13 protein-coding genes and 1 tRNA gene are annotated in these 14,493 nt (G+C 72.9%); 7 read left to right on the top strand and 7 right to left on the bottom strand.

What is annotated here, in order from left to right:
* Nucleotides 1-22 precede the first annotated feature (22 nt).
* The 4 genes from ABTZ17_RS12160 (at nt 23) to ABTZ17_RS12175 (ending at nt 2,411) form a co-directional block, all read left to right on the top strand.
* The gene (locus ABTZ17_RS12160) at nt 23-199 is read left to right on the top strand and encodes a hypothetical protein (RefSeq protein WP_352195475.1); all 177 of its coding nucleotides are present in this window, start codon (nt 23-25) and stop codon (nt 197-199) included.
* The gene (locus tag ABTZ17_RS12165) at nt 196-834 is read left to right on the top strand and encodes an aminodeoxychorismate/anthranilate synthase component II (RefSeq protein WP_352195476.1); all 639 of its coding nucleotides are present in this window, start codon (nt 196-198) and stop codon (nt 832-834) included. Before ABTZ17_RS12160 ends, ABTZ17_RS12165 begins: the two co-directional genes overlap by 4 nt.
* On the top strand, nt 831-1,604 hold the full coding sequence (locus ABTZ17_RS12170) for a class E sortase (RefSeq protein ID WP_502994649.1): 774 nt from the start codon (nt 831-833) through the stop codon (nt 1,602-1,604). The genes ABTZ17_RS12165 and ABTZ17_RS12170 overlap by 4 nt, the downstream gene beginning before the upstream one ends.
* 114 nt (nt 1,605-1,718) lie before the next feature.
* The gene (locus ABTZ17_RS12175; RefSeq protein WP_352195477.1) at nt 1,719-2,411 is read left to right on the top strand and encodes a class E sortase; all 693 of its coding nucleotides are present in this window, start codon (nt 1,719-1,721) and stop codon (nt 2,409-2,411) included.
* A gap of 569 nt (nt 2,412-2,980) precedes the next feature.
* Here ABTZ17_RS12175 and ABTZ17_RS12180 read toward each other — a convergent pair.
* Nucleotides 2,981-3,985 (bottom strand): LuxR C-terminal-related transcriptional regulator, encoded by a 1,005-nt coding sequence (locus ABTZ17_RS12180; RefSeq protein WP_352195478.1) that lies wholly within the window; start codon nt 3,983-3,985, stop codon nt 2,981-2,983.
* 327 nt (nt 3,986-4,312) lie between these two features.
* On the opposite strand from ABTZ17_RS12180, the gene ABTZ17_RS12185 reads away from it, so the two are divergent.
* Nucleotides 4,313-4,456 (top strand): hypothetical protein, encoded by a 144-nt coding sequence (locus ABTZ17_RS12185; RefSeq protein ID WP_352195479.1) that lies wholly within the window; start codon nt 4,313-4,315, stop codon nt 4,454-4,456.
* A gap of 4 nt (nt 4,457-4,460) precedes the next feature.
* Nucleotides 4,461-5,366, top strand: coding sequence for a hypothetical protein (locus tag ABTZ17_RS12190; RefSeq protein ID WP_352195480.1), 906 nt, complete (start codon nt 4,461-4,463; stop codon nt 5,364-5,366).
* Between the two features lie 277 nt (nt 5,367-5,643).
* Here the strand turns inward: ABTZ17_RS12190 and pknB are convergent, their stop codons facing one another.
* The 6 genes from pknB to ABTZ17_RS12220 form a co-directional block, all read right to left on the bottom strand.
* On the bottom strand, nt 5,644-7,677 hold the full coding sequence (gene pknB, locus ABTZ17_RS12195; RefSeq protein ID WP_352195481.1) for a Stk1 family PASTA domain-containing Ser/Thr kinase: 2,034 nt from the start codon (nt 7,675-7,677) through the stop codon (nt 5,644-5,646).
* Nucleotides 7,678-7,877: 200 nt separating this feature from the next.
* Nucleotides 7,878-9,335 carry a peptidoglycan D,D-transpeptidase FtsI family protein gene (locus ABTZ17_RS12200; RefSeq protein WP_352195482.1) on the bottom strand — a complete coding sequence of 486 codons (1,458 nt, stop codon included), beginning with the start codon at nt 9,333-9,335 and terminating at the stop codon, nt 7,878-7,880.
* Nucleotides 9,332-10,756: an FtsW/RodA/SpoVE family cell cycle protein gene (locus ABTZ17_RS12205; protein ID WP_352195483.1), complete on the bottom strand. Its 1,425-nt coding sequence runs from the start codon at nt 10,754-10,756 to the stop codon at nt 9,332-9,334. Before ABTZ17_RS12205 ends, ABTZ17_RS12200 begins: the two co-directional genes overlap by 4 nt.
* 46 nt (nt 10,757-10,802) lie before the next feature.
* Entirely contained in the window at nt 10,803-12,293 is a 1,491-nt protein-coding gene (locus ABTZ17_RS12210) for a PP2C family protein-serine/threonine phosphatase (RefSeq protein WP_352195512.1), read from the bottom strand.
* A gap of 135 nt (nt 12,294-12,428) precedes the next feature.
* On the bottom strand, nt 12,429-12,938 hold the full coding sequence (locus tag ABTZ17_RS12215; protein WP_352195484.1) for an FHA domain-containing protein FhaB/FipA: 510 nt from the start codon (nt 12,936-12,938) through the stop codon (nt 12,429-12,431).
* Between the two features lie 10 nt (nt 12,939-12,948).
* Nucleotides 12,949-13,767 carry an FHA domain-containing protein gene (locus ABTZ17_RS12220; protein WP_352195485.1) on the bottom strand — a complete coding sequence of 273 codons (819 nt, stop codon included), beginning with the start codon at nt 13,765-13,767 and terminating at the stop codon, nt 12,949-12,951.
* 397 nt (nt 13,768-14,164) lie between these two features.
* Here ABTZ17_RS12220 and ABTZ17_RS12225 point away from each other — a divergent pair.
* Nucleotides 14,165-14,247 (top strand) — tRNA-Leu (locus ABTZ17_RS12225).
* The last annotated feature ends 246 nt before the right edge of the window (nt 14,248-14,493 follow it).

A 14,493-nucleotide genomic window follows, 5' to 3' on the forward strand; every position in this document is an offset into this window, starting at 1 on the left:
ACGGAAGGGACGGAAGGACGGCATGTACGGCTGGATCTGGCGGCACCTGCCCGGGAACACCTGGGTACGCGCCCTGATCGCCCTCGTCCTCGTCCTCGCCGTGGTCTTCGTGCTCTTCCAGTACGTCTTCCCCTGGGCCGAGCCCCTGCTCCCGTTCAACGATGTGACCGTCGACGAAGGATCGGGAGCCACCCGGTGAGCGCGCGCATTCTGGTCGTGGACAACTACGACAGTTTCGTTTTCAACCTGGTCCAGTACCTGTACCAGCTCGGTGCCGAGTGCGAGGTGCTGCGCAACGACGAGGTCGCGCTCGCCCATGCCCAGGACGGCTTCGACGGGGTGCTGCTCTCCCCCGGGCCGGGCACCCCGGAAGAGGCCGGGATCTGCGTGGACATGGTCCGGCACTGCGCCGCCACCGCCGTCCCCGTCTTCGGGGTGTGCCTGGGCATGCAGTCCATGGCGGTGGCCTACGGCGGGGTCGTCGGCCGCGCGCCCGAGCTGCTGCACGGCAAGACCTCCCCGGTGCTGCACGAGGGCCTGGGCGTCTTCGCCGGGCTGCCCTCCCCCTTCACCGCCACCCGGTACCACTCGCTGGCCGCCGAACCGCTCACCCTGCCCGAGGTCCTGGAGGTCACCGCCCGGACCGAGGACGGCATCGTCATGGGTCTTCGGCACCGCGAGCACGAGGTCGAGGGCGTGCAGTTCCACCCCGAGTCCGTGCTGACCGAGTGGGGCCACCGGATGCTCGCGAACTGGCTGGTCCGCTGCGGGGACGCGGACGCCGTGGCCCGCTCGGCGGGCCTGGCGCCGGTGGTGGGCAAGGCCGTCGCGTGACCGCCGTCGCGCCGCCCGTCCCCACCGGGGGCCGGGCCGCGCGGCGCAGGGCGGCACAGGAGGCGGCCAGGCGGGCCCGCAGGCGGGCGCGCGGCGGGCCCCTGGTGGTCGCCAGCCGCGCGGCCGGGGAACTGCTCATCACGCTCGGCGTGGTCATGCTCCTCTTCGTGGCCTACCAGCTCTGGTACACCAACCTCGTCGCCGACCGCACGGCCCGCGACGCCACCGGGAGCCTCCAGCGGGACTGGCGGGACCCGGGCGCCGCACCGGCCCCCAAGGCCTTCGAACCGGGCGAGGGCTTCGCCGTCCTGCACATCCCCAAACTGGACGTGGTGGTCCCGGTCGCCGAGGGCGTCAGCAAGCCCAAGGTGCTCGACCGCGGACTCGTCGGCCACTACGCCGAAGGCCGCCTCAAGACGGCCATGCCCGGGGACCGCACCGGCAACTTCGCCGTGGCCGGGCACCGCAACACCCACGGGGAACCCTTCCGGTACATCAACCGGCTCAACCCCGGCGATCCCGTCGTGGTGGAGACCCGGGACGCGTACTACACGTACGAGATGACCTCGATCCTGCCGCAGACCCCGCCCTCCAACGTCGCGGTCCTCGACCCGGTGCCCGTGGGGTCCGGCTTCACGAAACCGGGCCGGTACCTGACGCTGACCACCTGCACCCCCGAGTTCACCAGCACCTACCGCATGGTCGTGTGGGGCAGGATGGTCGACGAACGGCCGCGCAGCGCGGGCGAACCCGCCGCCCTCACCGGCTGAGGCCGGACGCCGGGACGCGGGCCCGGCGGAACGGTGGAACGGCCGGGTGGGACGGCACGGTGGATCGGTGGACGGAGCGGGCGTGACGGGAGCGGGACGGGAGTGACGGGAGTGATGGGAGCACCGAGGCGGAACCGGCTCGCCGCCGTCCTGGCCTTCACCGGGGAACTGCTCATCACCGCCGGGCTGTTGCTCGGCCTCTTCGTCGTGTACTCGCTGTGGTGGACCAACGTCCTCGCGGACCGGACCGCGGCCGAACGCGGCGACGCCGTCCGCCAGGTGTGGAAGGCCGCCCCGCCGGCGGCCGGACCCGGCGCCCTCGACACCCGCGACGGCATCGGCTTCCTGCACGCCCCCGCCATGTCCGCCGCCGAGATCCTGGTCAAGCGCGGCACCACCCCCGAAGTCCTCAACGACGGCGTCGCCGGCTACTACACCGAGCCGGTGAAGTCCGCGCTGCCCTGGGACCGGCAGGGCAACTTCTCCCTCGCCGCGCACCGCGACGGCCACGGGGCCCGCTTCCACGGCATCCACCGGCTCCGCGACGGTGATCCGGTGGTCTTCGAGACCCGCGACACCTGGTACGTCTACAAGGTCTTCGCCCGACTCACCGAGACCTCCAAGTACAACACCGCCGTCCTCGACCCCGTGCCCCGCGAGGCCGGGGTGAGCGGGCCGGGCCGGTACCTCACGCTGACCACCTGCACCCCCGTCTACACCTCGAAGTACCGCTACATCGTGTGGGCGGAGCTGGTCCGCACCGAGAAGGTCGACGCCGACCGCACCCCGCCCGCCGAACTGCGCTGAGCCCGGCCCTTCCCGGGTCCCTCCGGCCGGGTCTTTCCCACCGCACCGGCTCCGGCCTGCGGGTTTCCGGGACCGGACATGTCCGGGAGGGGACGCCCGGGACGCCTTCCGCGGGGCCCGCCGCCGGGGCACCCTCTCCTCCTGTGCCGTGTCCAGGCCCCACCGGAGGAACCCCGATGACCGTCCCCGCCGTCCGCCCCGCCGTGCCGACCGACGTTCCCGTTCCGCCGGTCGCCGCGGGGGCCCCGGCCGGCCAGGAGGGACGGCGGGAGCGGGAGGGCCGGGAGGGCCAGGAGCCCGCTGGGGGGCCGGAGGGGCGGGGAAGACCGCAAGGGGCGGCCGGGGTGCCGGAGGCGGCGTCGGAGGCCGCCACGGGCCGTGCCGGGGCCGCTGTGGGCCCCGCTCGGCCCGCCGGGCCCGCCGAAGCCGGTACGCGCGGGGCCGGGCGGGGCGGGGCGGGGCGGAACGCGGCGCCGGAGTCGGTACCGGACTCCGGCTGGGACGCGACCGGAGGGACCCCGGCCGGCCGGCCCCCGGAGCTCCCCGCCGACGCCCCCTCCGGCCTCCGCTCAGTCGTCCAGCCAGCCGAGACGGACGGCGCAGACCCCCGCCTGGAACCGGCTGGCCGCGCCCAGCCGTTCGGTGAGCTCGGAGACGAGCCGGCGGACCGTGCGCTCGGACACCCCGAGCTTGCGGGCCATCGCCTCGTCCGTCAGTCCGCCCTCCAGCATGCGCAGCAGCTCCCGGTGGCGTCCGGTGGGCTGCCAGTCGTCCCCGGCGGCGGCCCGCGGCGCTGAGGCCCCCGTCTCGCCCAGGACGGCCGCCCCGGCCCAGCAGTGCTCGAAGATCCCGCGCAGCACTCCGACCAGCGTCTCGCCGCGCAGCACCACCGCCGCGATCTCCCCCTCCACGGCCTGCGGAGCGGGCACGATCGCCAGGGAGTCGTCCACCACGATCAGCCGCAGCGGCAGGGTGTGCGCCGTCCGCACCTGCGCCCCCGCGGCGCCCAGCCGCCGCAGGTAGCCCGCCATGTGCGGGACGGCCGCCGCCGAGGACAGGTGCACGGTACGGATCCGCACCCCGCGCCCCAGGGCCAGCCTGTCCCGCTCCAGTCCGGCCTCCACCATCCCGGCGGGCAGCGCGCGCCCGGGATGCAGGGAGAGCACCTCGTGCTCCACACGCCGGCAGGCGTCCTCCAGGGCCGCCGAGACGTTGGCGGCACCCCGGACCACCTCCATCCGGACGGCGGACAGCTCGCGGGCGTGCACCGGCTGGAAGTCCGCGACCACCTGGGCCAGGGCCGAGCGGGTCCGCCGCACCGATCCCAGCAGGGCCTCGGTGTGTTCCTCCTCGGCCAGGAGCAGGTTCCGCAGGGCGGTGTCGGGGGCCAGGGCGGTCCAGCCGTTCCGGCTCTCCGGGGCCGGGCTGAACAGGCCCAGCCGTTGCAGCAGCCGCAGCGCCTCCGCGAACTCGGTGTCGCTCCAGCCGTGGGACCCGGTGACGGCGTCCGGCCGCCAGGCGGCGTCGTCGAGGGCGATCCGGTAGAGCTCCTGGGCCCTGGTCCGTGCGTCCACCCCGTGCCTCCCGCGTGCTGGGGGACCGTCCCCCGCGGTCCCGGACGGCCACTGTAGGAAGGGGTCCACGGGGGGGCCAGAACCGTCCGACATGCGGACCATCCGTGAGACGGCGCCGTCTCCTGTCCGCACCCGGCCATGACCGGGTGCGGACAGTCGGCACCGCTTCCCGCCGTGCCACCGCCGGGAACATGCTGGTCAGGACGCGGTCGGGGAGGCCGCGCACCGTTCGGTACCGATCCTTGGGGGGTCCCTTCCGTGTCCGCCACCGCTCGTGCGTCAGCCGTCCTCCGTGCGTCAGGAGTCCTCCGCGCGTCCCTCCGGACCGTGCCGGCGGGGGCGGCCGCCGCCGTCCTCCTGCTGGCGCCCGCCCCCGCCGCCCTCGCCGACGGCCCGCCGGCCTTCGGCACCACCCAGGCGCCGCCGCCGCCGGTCACGGGCGTCTCGCCCTTCTCCTTCATCTGGGGCTGACCCGATGGCCGGGCTGCTCCCGAAGGTCGCCGTGGTCGCCCCACTCACGGGACCCCGGGCCGCCTGGGGAGCGGTGCTCCTCGGCCGGTTGGAAGCCCTGCGGGCGACCCGGCCCGAGGTCGCGGACTGGCGGGTGCACGACGAGACCAGGGGGGAGGTCGCGGACGTGTCGGGGGGTGGGTACGCGGCCGTCGTCGGGCACGCCGACCCCGCCGGGGCGGAGCGGGCCGTCCCCCGCTACGCCGCGGCGGGGCTGCCCTGTCTGCTGCCCTTCGTACGGCCCGGGGCGGGGGCCGAGGGCCTTGCCGGGGTGCTCAGTTGGGCCCCCGACGGGGCCGGGGCGGCCCGCGCGGCGGTCGAAGCGGCGGCGGGGCTGGGGGCGCGGCGGGTACGGATCCTCCACGACGCGGAGCCGCCGTGGCAGGGGCCGGCCCGGGAGGTGGCGGAGCGGGCCGCGGCGGCGGGGCTGGTGCCGGTGCCGGTACCGGCACCGGGGGGCGGGGCTCCTGCCGGGGCGGGTGAGGGTGACGGTGAGGACGGGGGGACCGTCTCCGTGGTGCTCGCCGCCCCGCACCGGTGTCCGGAGCTGGCGCGGGCCGCGGGGGGCCGGGGGCCCGTGCTCGTGCCCGGGGAGAGCGGGCTGGGGACGGTGCCCTTCGGAGCCGGGACCGGGGCCGGGGCCGGAGCCGGGGCGGGGCTCGACCTGTGGTTCGTACGGCCGCACGCGTGTGCCGCGACGCGGGCGCACCGGGCGCTGGAGGCCCTGTTCCGGGGGTTGGAGCGGGGCGTGGAGCGGGGGGCGGGGCCGCGGGGGGCCGAGCTGGTCGCGGCGGTGCGGGGGGAGGCCGGGGTCGTGTGGGGGGCCGGGGGTGTGCCCGTGGGGGCGGGGTGGGAGGTCGTGCGGGGGTGAGTGCCCGTGGGGGCCGGGGTGCCGCTGCGCCGGGGCCTCCTCCCCACCCCACCCCGCCCCTTCCCGAACCGGGGCTCCGCCCCCGGACCCCTTTCGGGGGCTCCGCCCCCGGACCCCCGCGCCTCAAACGCCGGCGGGGCTTGTCGTGCCCTCGGCCCGGGCGTCCTGCGCGGCCCGCGGGTGGCTCGCGCCCGGACGGCGGAGGCAACGCCGAGGGGCCCGGTTCCCCTGGGGGAGCCGGGCCCCTCGGCCGTCAGCGTCGGTTCGGGCGTCAGCGTCAGTCGCGGCCGCCGCGGAGGCCCTCCAGGAAGCCGCCTCCGCCCCGGTTGTCACCGTTGTTGCCGCCGTCCTGCTGGCCCTGGACCGTGTTCACGTTGACCACCGTGCCGGGGGCCACCGGCTGGCCGGCGCCCGGGTCCGTGGTGAGGATGATGGCGCTGTCCTCGGCGGGGCCGGAGAGCACCGCGCCGAAGCTCAGGTTGCTCTGCTGGAGGATCTGCTTCGCCTCGCCCACGGTCTTGTTGAAGAGCTGCGGGACCTGGACCTGCTGGGCCGCCTTGGCGATCTGGACGTTGACCGTGGAGCCGGGGGCGACCTTGTCGCCCGGGTTGAGGCTCTGGCCGACGACCGTGCCCGCCTTCTCGCCGGAGTCCACCTCGGTGGTGCTGCCGAGCTGGAGGTCGGCGTCCTCCAGGGCCTTCCTGGCCTCGTCGATGTTCTTGCCCTTGAGGTCGGGCACGTCCGACTTCGCGGCCTCCTTGGCGACCGTCAGGGTCACCGTGGAGCCCTTCTGCACGGAGGTGCTGCCCGCCGGGTCCTGGTCGAGGACGGTGCCCGAGGTGCGCTCCGACTCCTTGTTCTTCCGGACGACCTGGAAGCCCTTGTCCTTCAGGGTCTTCTCGGCCTCGTCGAAGGAGACGTTCAGCACGTCGGGGACGAGCACCTTCGGGGCGCCCGTGGAGACGACCACGTTGATGGTGTCGCCCCGGGAGACGTCGGTGCCCGCGGTCGGGTCCTGGCTGCAGACGCTGCCCTTGGGCTGGTCCTCGCAGGGCTCTTCCTTGGCCTTGGCCACCTTCACCCCGGCGTTGTCGCCGTTCTTCACCGCCTGCTCGAAGGTGGTGCCGACGAGGTTGGGGGCGGCGAAGGTGTTGTCGGTCTTGCTGGTGAGGGCCCGGCCGATGAGGATCGCGCCGATCAGCACCAGCACCGCGGCCGCCACGAGCAGGACCGTGGAGGCCCGGCCCTTCTTCTGGCGGCGGCCCGCGCGACCGCCGTCGTCGTAGCCGTGCGGGGGCGGGTAGCCGCCGTCGCCGGGGGACATGGGCGGCATCATCGAGGTCTGGCCCGGCTCGGCCTGGCGCAGGGCGGTGGTCGGCTGGTCGTAGCCGGGGCCGCCGTGCGGGTGTCCGTAGCCCTGGTCGTAGCCGTAGCCGGGGGCCGCGCCCATGGCGGCGGCCGCGGCGACGGGCTGCCCGTCGAGGCAGGCCTCGATGTCCGCGCGCATCTCGTCGGCGGACTGGTAGCGGTAGTCGGGGTCCTTGACCAGCGCGCGCAGGACGATGGCGTCCATCTCGGGCGTGATCTCGGGGTCGAAGTTGCTCGGCGGCTGCGGTTCCTCGCGCACGTGCTGGTACGCGACGGCCACCGGGGAGTCGCCGACGAACGGCGGTCGCACGGTCAGCAGCTCGTAGAGCAGGCAGCCGGTGGAGTACAGGTCGGAGCGGGCGTCCACGGTCTCGCCCTTGGCCTGCTCCGGGGAGAGGTACTGGGCGGTGCCGATCACGGCCGCGGTCTGCGTCATGGTCATGCCCGCGTCGCCCATGGCGCGCGCGATGCCGAAGTCCATGACCTTGACCTGACCGGTGCGGGTCAGCATGACGTTGGCGGGCTTGATGTCGCGGTGGACGATCCCGGCCCGGTGCGAGTACTCCAGCGCCTGGAGGATGCCGGTGGTCATCTCCAGGGTCCGCTCGGGCAGCAGCCTCCGGCCGGAGTGCAGCAGCTCGCGCAGGGTGGAGCCGTCCACGTACTCCATCACGATGTACGGGATGGAGATGTTGTCGACGTAGTCCTCGCCGGTGTCGTAGACCGCGACGATCGCCGGGTGGTTCAACGAGGCGGCGGACTGGGCCTCGCGGCGGAACCGGGCCTGGAAGGACGGGTCGCGGGCGAGGTCGGCCCGGAGCGTCTTCACGGCGACGGTCCGGCCGAGCCGGATGTCGTGCCCGAGGTAGACCTCGGCCATGCCACCACGGCCGAGCACCGAGCCCAGCTCGTACCGGCCGCCGAGGCGACGCGGCTCTTCCATAACGTTCCAGCCCTCTCCGTCAGTCCCGACCGCACCCGTGTGTGGTCCGGCGGTGTGCTGTTCGCGCAAAGGCTACCGGGCTGGTGTGTGTCTGCCGTCCGTGACCGCAGGCTGATACCGGACCGGTACCGTGCGCCGCCGGGCCCGGGGAGCGTGAGCTCCGTCACGGGGCCGGCGGCGCACGGGATCAGCTCCTCGGGTCAGCCCTGGGCCTTCAGGGCCGCTTCCATCACGGCCTTGGCCACGGGGGCGGCCAGGCCGCCACCGCTGATGTCCTCGCGGGTCGCGCCGCTGTCCTCGATGACCACCGCCACCGCGACCGAGCCCTTGTCGGTCTTGGCGTAGGAGATGAACCAGGCGTAGGGGCGCTTCTTGTTCTTCTCGCCGTGCTGGGCGGTGCCGGTCTTGCCGCCGACGGTCGCCCCGTCGATCCGCGCGTTGGTGCCGGTGCCCTTCTCGACGACCTCGACCATCATCTTCTGGAGCTTCTGGGCGTTCTCCGGGGTGAGCGGGCGGCTCATCTCCTTGGGCTCGGTGCGCTCCAGCTCGTCCAGGTTCGGGGCGGTGAGCTGGTCGACCATGTACGGCTTCATCAGCTTGCCGTCGTTGGCGACCGCCGCGGCGACCATGGCCATCTGGAGGGGGGTGGCCGCGGTGTTGAACTGGCCGATCGCCGACTGGGCGTTGCCGTCGGGGCTCATCGTCTTGTCGTAGACGCTGGCGAAGGCGCGGACCGGGGTGTCGATCTCGGGGTCGTTGAAGCCGAACTTCTCGGCCGTCTCGACCATCTTGTCCCGGCCCACCTTGTGGCCCATGTTGGCGAAGACCGAGTTGCAGGAGACCCGCAGCGCCTCGTTGAGGCTGGCCTTCTCGCAGCCGCCGTGCTGGTTGATCAGGCGGGTCTGGGTGCCGGGCAGGATGTACGGCTCGGGGGTGTCGGTGGGGGCGTCGACGTCCGTGACGACCTCGTGCTCCAGGGCGGCGGCCGCGGTGACCACCTTGAAGGTGGAGCCCGGCGGGTAGGTCTCGCGCAGGGCGCGGTTGACCAGCTCCTTGTTCTTGCTGTCCTTGAGGGCCACCCACGCCTTCTCGTCGGACTTGGAGTTGCCCGCGAAGACGGAGGGGTCGTAGGAGGGGGCGCTGGCCAGGGCCAGGATGGCGCCGGTGCGCGGGTCCAGGGCCACCACGGCGCCCTTGTTGGAGCCCAGGCCCTTGAAGGCGGCCTTCTGCGCGGCGGGCATCAGGGTGGTGACGACGTTGCCGCCGGCCTTCTGCTCGCCGGTGAACATGCCGATGGTGCGGTCGAAGAAGAGCCGGTCGTCGTTGCCGGTGAGGATGCCGTCCTCCAGCTTCTCCAGCTGGGTGGAGCCGAAGGCCTGGGAGGCGAAGCCGGTGACGGGGGCCCACATGGGTCCGTCGATGTAGGTGCGCTTGTACTTGTAGTCGCTGCCGTCGGTCTCGACCGAGCCGGTGATCGGCTTGCCGCCCACGATGATGTTGCCGCGCTCGGTGGCGTACTGGGCGATGGCGACCCGACGGTTCTCCTTGCGGGTGCTGAGGTCGTCGGCCTGGACGTACTGGAGCCAGTTGGTCCGGATCATCAGGGCGAGGACGAGCAGCCCGCAGAAGATCGAGATGCGGCGCAGGGGCTTGTTCATGACGGACGGACCACCTGGGTCATCTCGGCGTCGGGGGACGGGGCGGGAGCCGGGGCGGGGCGCCGCGCGGTGTCGCTGATCCGGATCAGGATGCCGATCAGGGCCCAGTTGGCGATGATCGAGGAGCCGCCGGAGGCCAGGAAGGGCATCGTCATGCCGGTGAGCGGGATGAGGCCCATGACCCCGCCCGCGACCACGAAGATCTGGATGGCGAAGGCGCCGGAGAGCCCGATGGCGAAGAGCTTGCCGAAGGGGTCGCGGGCCGCCAGGGCGGTGCGCGCGCCGCGCTCGATGATCAGGCCGTAGAGCAGCAGGAAGGCCATGACGCCGGTGAGGCCGAGCTCCTCGCCGACGGTGGCGAAGATGAAGTCGGAGTTGGCGGCGAAGCCGATCAGGTCGGAGTTGCCCTGGCCCCAGCCGGCGCCGAGCACCCCGCCGGAACCGAAGGACATGATCGACTGGCCGACCTGCTCGCAGGCCCCGGAGGTGGTGTAGCAGCCGAAGGGGTCCAGCCAGGCGTTGACGCGGGCCTGCACGTGGCTGGCGAAGGAGGCCACGACCACGGCGCCGCCCACCGACATCAGCAGGCCGATGACGATCCAGCTGGTCCGCTCGGTGGCCACGTACAGCATGATCACGAACATGCCGAAGAACAGCAGCGAGGTGCCGAGGTCGTTCTCGAAGATCAGGATGAGCAGGCTCATCGCCCAGATCATCAGGATCGGGCCGAGGTCGCGGCCGCGCGGCAGGTAAAGCCCCATGAAGCGGCGGGAGGCCAGGGCCAGGGCGTCGCGCTTGACCATGAGGTAGCCGGCGAAGAACACCGCGATCACGATCTTGGCGAACTCACCGGGCTGGATGGAGAACCCGGCCACGCTGATCCAGATCTTGGCGCCGAAGACGTTCGCGCCGAGGCCCGGGACCATCGGCAGGATCAGCAGCACCAGGGCGGCGGCCATGGAGATGTACGTGAACCGCTGGAGGGTGCGGTGGTCCTTCAGCAGCAGCAGGACCGCCACGAACAGGGCGATGCCGACGGCCGTGTAGAAGAGCTGGTTGGGGGCCGAGGGCGAGAAGCCGCCGAAGGCGCGCTTGGCGAGGTTCTGGAGCCGCTCGGACTGGTCCAGGCGCCAGATCAGCACCAGGCCGAGCCCGTTGAGCAGGGTGGCCAGCGGGAGCAGCAGGGGGTCGGCGTACTTGGCGTACCGGCGGACGACGAGGTGCCCGATGCCCGCGAGGAGCCCGAGGCCCAGGCCGTACATCAGCATGCCCGGGGGCAGTTTGCCGTTGATGGCCAGGCCCACGTTGGCGTAGGCGAAGATCGGGATGACCACCGCGAAGGCGAGGAGCAGGAGCTCGGTGTTGCGCCGGCTCGGCAGCTCGATGGCTCCGATGGTGGTCGTGTTCGTGACAACGCTCATGGTGTGGCAGGCCCCCTGTGCCCGCGTGGCGATACTGCGCCGGGTCTCACTGCTTGCTGCACTGCACGGCGAGCTTCTGCTCGTCCTCGGTGAGGGTGGGCCCCGGACTGGGCTTCGGGACGGGCGGCGGAGTCGCACCGGTGGTGCCGGTGGTGCCGTCCTGCTGCGGGGGCTTGGCCGTCTCCTCGGCCTTGCGCCGCTCTTCCTGCTTCTTGCAGGCGGACACCTGGGTGCCCAGCTCCCGGATCTTCTCCAGGGCCTTCTCCCGGTCGCCCGCGCTGATCGTCTCCTGGACCTGCTTCCGCTTGAAGTCGGGCAGGTACTTCAGTTCGATCTCGGGGTGGTCCTCGTCGACCTTCGAGAGCTTGATCCAGGCCAGGTCCTGGCTGATGCCGCGGAACAGGGCCACGTGCTGGTCCTGCGCGCCGACGTAGTACTGGCCCTGGGTCCAGCGCCAGCCGCCGTACAGGCCGCCGCCGACGACGCCGCAGGCGAGCAGCAGGATCAGGGAGCGCTTGAGCCACTTGCGGCCGGTCCGCGGGGCGAACTCGTCCTCGTCGTCGAAGCCTTCGTGGTCGCCGTACTCGCCGTAGCCGTAGGCGTCCGGCGCGGCCCCGTAGCCGGGGGCCTCGCCGCTGCCGGGCGGGCCGAAGCCGGGGGCCGGCGGCGGGGGTGCCTGGCGGCCGAGGCCGGAGGCGCGGCCGGCGGGGGTCTGCATGGCGCCGCCGCCGTCGAACAGCTGGTGCTGGTTCTCCGCGACCGCGCCGACCACCACGGGGGTGTCGGTGAACTGGGCGGCGAGGGTGTCGCCGTTGTCGTTGTCGAGGACGTCCGCGACGATGCAGGTGATGTTGTCGGGGCCGCCGCCGCGCAGGGCGAGCTGGATCAGCGCCTGCACCGTCTCGTGCGGGCCGTGGTACCCGGCGAGGGTCTCCTCCAGGGTCTGGTGCGAGACCACCCCGGACAGCCCGTCGGAACAGATCAGGTAGCGGTCCCCGGGGCGCACCTCGCGGATCGACAGGTCGGGTTCGACGTGGTCCCCGCTGCCGAGCGCGCGCATCAGGAGGGAGCGCTGCGGGTGGGTGGTGGCCTCTTCCTCGGTGATCCGGCCCTCGTCCACCAGCCGCTGCACCCAGGTGTGGTCCTGGGTGATCTGGGTGAGGACGCCGTCGCGGAGCAGGTACGCCCGGGAGTCCCCGACGTGCACCAGTCCGAGCCGCTGGCCCGTCCACAGCAGGGCGGTGAGCGTGGTGCCCATGCCCTCCAGGTGGGGGTCCTCCTCGACCATCACGCGCAGCTGGTCGTTGGCCCGCTGCACGGCCGAGGCGAGGGAGGTGAGGAGGTCCGAGCCCGGGATGTCGTCGTCGAGCTGGACGAGGGTGGAGATGACCTCGGAGGAGGCGACCTCACCGGCGGCCTGGCCGCCCATGCCGTCGGCGATCGCGAGGAGCCGGGGACCGGCGTAGCCGGAGTCCTCGTTGCCCTCGCGGATCATGCCCTTGTGCGAACCGGCGGCGAACCGCAGGGACAGACTCATGCGCACCTGCCCAGTCGACGACGCCTCCGGGTACAACCGGTCTCGATGCACCCTGCCCACCCTCCGGTCGGGAGCGCGCTCTGGTCCGCTGTCGGGACCGCCGCGGCTCGCTCGCTCCGCTCGCTCATTCTCGTACTACTTCCGCAGCTCGATGACGGTCTTGCCGATGCGGATCGGGGCGCCCAGCGGAATGGGTGTCGCGACGGTCAGCCGGGCCCGGTCGAGATACGTGCCGTTGGTGGACCCGAGGTCCTCGACGATCCAGTTGCCGTCGCGGTCGGGGTAGATCCTGGCATGCCGGCTGGAGGCGTAGTCGTCGTCCAGCACGATCGTGGAGTCGTGGGCGCGGCCCAGCGTGATGGTCTGCCCCTGGAGGGCGACCGTGGTGCCGGTGAGCGTGCCCTCGGAGACCACGAGCTTGGTGGGGGCCCCGCGGCGCTGCCGCTGCTGGGGCGGTGCGGGACGGCCTCCGCCGCCGCCTCCCTGGGTCTGCGCGCGGGTGTCCCCGCCGCCGCGGCGCGAGCCCCGCTGGGTCACCCGCGTCCCGAAGAGGTCGCTACGGATGACCTGGACGGCCACGATGACGAACAGCCACAGAACGGCCAGGAAACCCAACCGCATGACCGTCAGGGTCAGCTCTGACATTGCCCCCGCTTCACCCTTCGGCTTGCCGGTAAATGATGGTGGTGCTGCCCACGACGATCCGCGAGCCGTCGCGGAGCGTAGCGCGGGTGGTGTGCTGCCCGTCCACCACGATGCCGTTGGTGGACCCGAGATCCTGGATCGTCGAGGGCGTTCCGGTCCGGATCTCACAGTGCCGGCGGGAGACGCCGGGGTCGTCGATCCGCACGTCGGCTTCCGTGCTGCGGCCCAGCACGAGAGTCGGGCGGGAGATCTGATGGCGGGTGCCGTTGATCTCGATCCAGCGGCGCGTGACCGCGCCGCCTCCGGGTACGGGGGCCGGGCCGCCGGGGCCCGGGCGCCGCTGGCCGCCGCCGGGCGGCGGGCCCGGGGGCATCGGGGGGGCGCCCACGGGCGGGTATCCGTACCCGCCGGGCTGCTGTCCGCCCCGGTCCTGTTCGGCCTGCGGCTGCGAGGTGGAGGAGGCCAGGGTGCGGCTGCGCACCCGGTACAGACCGGTGTCGAGGTCATCGGCCTTCTCCAGGGCCACCTTGATGGGGCCCATGAAGGTGTAGCGCTGCTGCTTGGCGTAGTCGCGGACGAGCCCGGCGAGCTCGTCGCCGAGCTGGCCGGAGTACGGGCTCAGGCGTTCGTAGTCGCCCGCGCTCAGTTCCACGATGAAGTCGTTGGGGACGACGGTCCGCTCGCGGTTCCAGATCGTCGCGTTGTTGTCGCACTCGCGCTGCAGCGCGCCCGCGATCTCGACCGGCTGGACCTCGGACTTGAAGACCTTGGCGAAGGTGCCGTTCACCAGACCTTCGAGTCGCTGCTCGAAACGCTTCAGGACTCCCATGGGGCACCTCCTCCGTCGTTGTCGCCCTGGTACTGCTTACTGATCGTATCCACGCGTGGGGAAATCGGCTGGTTCCCCTTATCTGTCCGGCAGACGAGTGTTGCCCCTCACAAGGGATCGTAGATGCGGCCCCGGGCCAGTGTCCCGCACCCGGCGGGGACGACGGGAGCGGACCGCCGTCCCCGCCGTGCGGATGCCCGCCCGCTGTGGCCGGCATGCGGCCGGGTCCGCGCCCCGCGGCGGGCCGTGCGGACGGGGCGGCGGCCGGACGCGGGGGGCCGCGGGGGGTCCTCGCGGGGGGCCGGCGGAAGCGATGTGATTCCACCCCCTCCGACGTGCTAATGTTCCGATGTCGCCAGGGGAACGGCCCGCAAGGGAAAGACCCCGGTAGCTACTCGGGCGAGTGGCGGAACGGCAGACGCGCTGGCTTCAGGTGCCAGTGTCCTTCGGGACGTGGGGGTTCAAATCCCCCCTCGCCCACAGCGGAAGCCCCGCGGATCACAGATCCGCGGGGCTTCTTCGTGTGCCCGGAGCGTCCGCTGTGAACTCCTTCACGCGGCCTGCCGGTCCGGCCGTCGCGAGGCCCATCGATCTTGTGAGGCAGGTCACTTGGGGTGGACCGGGGCCCCGGAGCGGAGCCGGGGGCGCGGTGCGGACGGGGCTCCCGGGATGCTCCGCGCGACTTTCGTCGGGGCGCCGCGCGACCAAAGGGGGACGATTCCGGGG

The organism is Streptomyces sp. NPDC097619 (genome assembly GCF_040302735.1).
In the GTDB taxonomy this organism is placed as follows: domain Bacteria; phylum Actinomycetota; class Actinomycetes; order Streptomycetales; family Streptomycetaceae; genus Streptomyces.

Bases quoted from the DNA above. Each gene is read 5' to 3' on its own strand.
- ABTZ17_RS12215 (WP_352195484.1), bottom strand. From the start codon at position 12,938: ATGTCAGAGCTGACCCTGACGGTCATGCGGTTGGGTTTCCTGGCCGTT.
- ABTZ17_RS12205 (WP_352195483.1), bottom strand. From the start codon at position 10,756: ATGAGCGTTGTCACGAACACGACCACCATCGGAGCCATCGAGCTGCCG.
- ABTZ17_RS12175 (WP_352195477.1), top strand. From the start codon at position 1,719: ATGGGAGCACCGAGGCGGAACCGGCTCGCCGCCGTCCTGGCCTTCACC.
- ABTZ17_RS12200 (WP_352195482.1), bottom strand. From the start codon at position 9,335: ATGAACAAGCCCCTGCGCCGCATCTCGATCTTCTGCGGGCTGCTCGTC.
- pknB (WP_352195481.1), bottom strand. From the start codon at position 7,677: ATGGAAGAGCCGCGTCGCCTCGGCGGCCGGTACGAGCTGGGCTCGGTG.
- ABTZ17_RS12220 (WP_352195485.1), bottom strand. From the start codon at position 13,767: ATGGGAGTCCTGAAGCGTTTCGAGCAGCGACTCGAAGGTCTGGTGAAC.
- ABTZ17_RS12190 (WP_352195480.1), top strand. From the start codon at position 4,461: ATGGCCGGGCTGCTCCCGAAGGTCGCCGTGGTCGCCCCACTCACGGGA.
- ABTZ17_RS12160 (WP_352195475.1), top strand. From the start codon at position 23: ATGTACGGCTGGATCTGGCGGCACCTGCCCGGGAACACCTGGGTACGC.
- ABTZ17_RS12210 (WP_352195512.1), bottom strand. From the start codon at position 12,293: ATGAGTCTGTCCCTGCGGTTCGCCGCCGGTTCGCACAAGGGCATGATC.